Annotated in this window: 3 protein-coding genes; all 3 read left to right on the top strand. The window is 41.5% G+C overall.

The features are described 5' to 3' along the window. Positions 1 to 1,332, top strand: a 1,332-nt coding sequence (locus B2Y23_RS02285; RefSeq protein ID WP_291368768.1) for a tetratricopeptide repeat protein, incomplete at its 5' end; no start/stop codon positions are given. Positions 1,333 to 1,340: 8 nt separating this feature from the next. Next, positions 1,341 to 1,922, top strand: a complete 582-nt coding sequence (lolB, locus tag B2Y23_RS02280; RefSeq protein WP_291368766.1) for a lipoprotein insertase outer membrane protein LolB — start codon at positions 1,341 to 1,343, stop codon at positions 1,920 to 1,922. A gap of 24 nt (positions 1,923 to 1,946) precedes the next feature. After that, positions 1,947 to 2,777 (top strand): 4-(cytidine 5'-diphospho)-2-C-methyl-D-erythritol kinase, encoded by an 831-nt coding sequence (gene ispE / locus B2Y23_RS02275; protein ID WP_291352693.1) that lies wholly within the window; start codon positions 1,947 to 1,949, stop codon positions 2,775 to 2,777. Positions 2,778 to 2,798: the final 21 nt, after the last annotated feature.

The following is a 2,798-nucleotide window of genomic DNA, read 5'->3' as shown; positions in this document are numbered from 1 at the left end:
CATGAGTATGAACTGGCCTCGGAAACCTTAGATAAAATTTTAAATATTGACCCGGATGCAGATTTAGAAAAGATTCTGGTGGGAATTGCTCCGGAAGAACCAGAAGATCGCGATTTTTTGATTGAGGCCTTAGGTAAAAGTAAAGAGCGGGATAACCCTTCCATACTGGTGCTGATTGCCGGTCTGGAAGCTCAAAATGGACAGCTGCAACAAGCACTGAACACCATTAACCGTGCTTTAAAGAAACGTGCCAATGTGACCGCTTTTATCTTAATGAAGGCCAATTTGCTTAGTGCTTTGGGGGATGATGAAGCAACGCTAAAGTGGTACGACAAAGCCAGCCGCAAACATAAAAACAATATAGAAGTTCGCTTATCTGAAATTAAATATTTGATTAAATTAAATAAATCTGAAGAAGCACTCAGCAAACTGGAAGCTTTGTTAAAAAAATGGCCACATGAAGAAGAAGCACTTTTTATTGCTGGCTTAACCAGTATTGACCTAGAAGAATATGAAAAAGCTGAAAAATATTTAGTCGAGTTACGTTATTCCACTCAGTACCAAAATGAAGCCTATTACTATCTGGCGGTCAATGCAGAAAGAAAACAGCATTTCGAAACGGCAAAAGCCTACTACCGTCTGGTGGACGGCAGCCTGTACACGGTTTCACGCCGCAGCATGATTAATATTTTTATTGCCCAGAACCAGCCTGCCGATGCGCTGCGTTTCCTTACTCAGGAACGGGTCAATTATCCGCAGCATGCCAGTTTCCTCTATCAGGCTCAGGCCGATATTTTAAAACGAATGGACAATAAAAAAGCAGCAATACGCCTGCTTGAAGAAGCGATTAAAAACGTGCCGGATGATCCCGAGCTGATTTATTCCGAGGTGTTATTACTCGATCCTTATCAAGATCGAGATAAACTTGATAAATTATTGAAAAAATTGCTCGAAATTGAACCCAATAGTCCGACTTACCTGAACGCTTATGCCTATACGCTGGCATTGCAAAACCGGCGTTTGGATGAGGCGCGTCAGTATGTCGAGCATGCCCTGGAATTTGCCCCTGAACAGGCCTCTATTTTAGATACACTTGGCTATATCACTTTTCTACAAAATGACTTTAAGACCTCGGCTCAGGTGTTAGAAAAAGCTTATCAAATCAGTGAAAGTGCAAAAATTGGGGTTCGTTATGCAAAATCCCTTTACATGCAAGGTGATCTGACAAAATTTAATCAAGTGTTACAACAATTACAAAAAAAACACCCCAATGATCCTCAATTAGAGCAATTGAAATCGTTACTGTTACCGCAACAAATGAAAAAGAGTTAAAGATCTGTATGCACATTTTCTCCAAATTCAGTTTAAGCCTGATTGCAACAAGTACACTCATCCTGACCGGTTGCCAGCAATACACTCAACCTCAAGCGCCAAGTAGCTCTCAAATTCCTGAAGCAGCAAAAAACTTCAACCTGCAAGGTAAAATTGGCGTCAAAACACCAAAACAATCCGGCAGTGCATTTTTTACCTGGGTTCAAGAGCAAGAGGAATTTGATATCGAGTTAAGCGGAATTTTGGGTGTAGGTAAGACCCAGATTTCAGGCCAGCCGGGTAATGTCACGCTCAACAGTGCCAAAACAGGTTTGATTCAAGCCGGTACCCCTGAAGAATTGCTGGAACGTGCGACAGGTTGGCAGGCCCCAATTACCCATTTAGTCGACTGGGTTCAGGCCAAACCGGCAACCACACAGGCAAAAATCAGTAAAGATGAGCAAAACCGTCCCATCCAGTTTTTGGAAGATGGCTGGACTGTAGACCTGAGTTATAACGAGCAAGCGCAATTACCGAATAAATTAATTTTGAAGCAGGCACTTGAATCCGGTCAGGAAAACCGTATTACAATGATCATTCAAAACCGTTAAGCCCATTCAAAAGTTCAAAATTCTATGATTCGTGTTCCCTCTCCTGCCAAGCTGAATCTTTTTTTGCATATCACCGGTCGTCGTGACGACGGCTATCATGAATTGCAAAGTATTTTTCAGCTCATCGATTTGTGTGACTGGCTGGAATTTAGCCAAACAGCAAGTCCTGAAATTAGCATTGATGGATTAAGCAGCGTCGATTTAGAACACAATCTGATTTTCAAGGCCACACAGATTTTAAAGCCGTATGCAAAAGCATATTCAGGCTTAAATATCCGTATTGAAAAAAACATTCCGATGGGTGCAGGACTTGGCGGCGGCTCTTCAAATGCGGCGACCACCCTGATTGTGGTCAATCGATTATGGCAATGTGGTTTAAACATTGAACAATTGGCAGAGCTGGGGCTCAAACTCGGTGCCGATGTTCCCATTTTTGTTCATGGTCGTAATGCCTGGGCAGAAGGCATTGGCGAACACTTAACATTCATAGACTTAGATCAAAAACAATACATTGTGCTGAAACCTGACTGTTTTATCAGCACTCAACTGCTTTTTTCACAAAAAACGTTGACAAGAGACACGAAGCCTACTAAATTTTGCGCCTATCAGTTAAAGCCATTTAACTTCGGAAATAACTTTGAGCCTTTAGCAAAAAGCCTATATCCTGAAGTGAATGAAGCGATGCAGTATTTAGATCAGTTCGGTATTGCAAAACTTACAGGTACAGGTGCTAGTGTTTTTACTGAAGTAACTGCCGATATGAATATTGATGAGATTTTGACTCATTCACCATGTAAAGCTTACTTGGTCAATAGTTTAAATGAATCACCATTACTTCATTTCAAGGTTATATGATAGGGGCGTCGCCAAGTGGTA

Origin of the sequence: Acinetobacter sp. UBA5934 (genome assembly GCF_002430855.1) — a bacterium.
In the GTDB taxonomy this organism is placed as follows: domain Bacteria; phylum Pseudomonadota; class Gammaproteobacteria; order Pseudomonadales; family Moraxellaceae; genus Acinetobacter.
The sequence above is the reverse complement of the archived record's forward strand: the minus strand, read 5'-3'. Positions and strand labels throughout refer to the sequence as shown.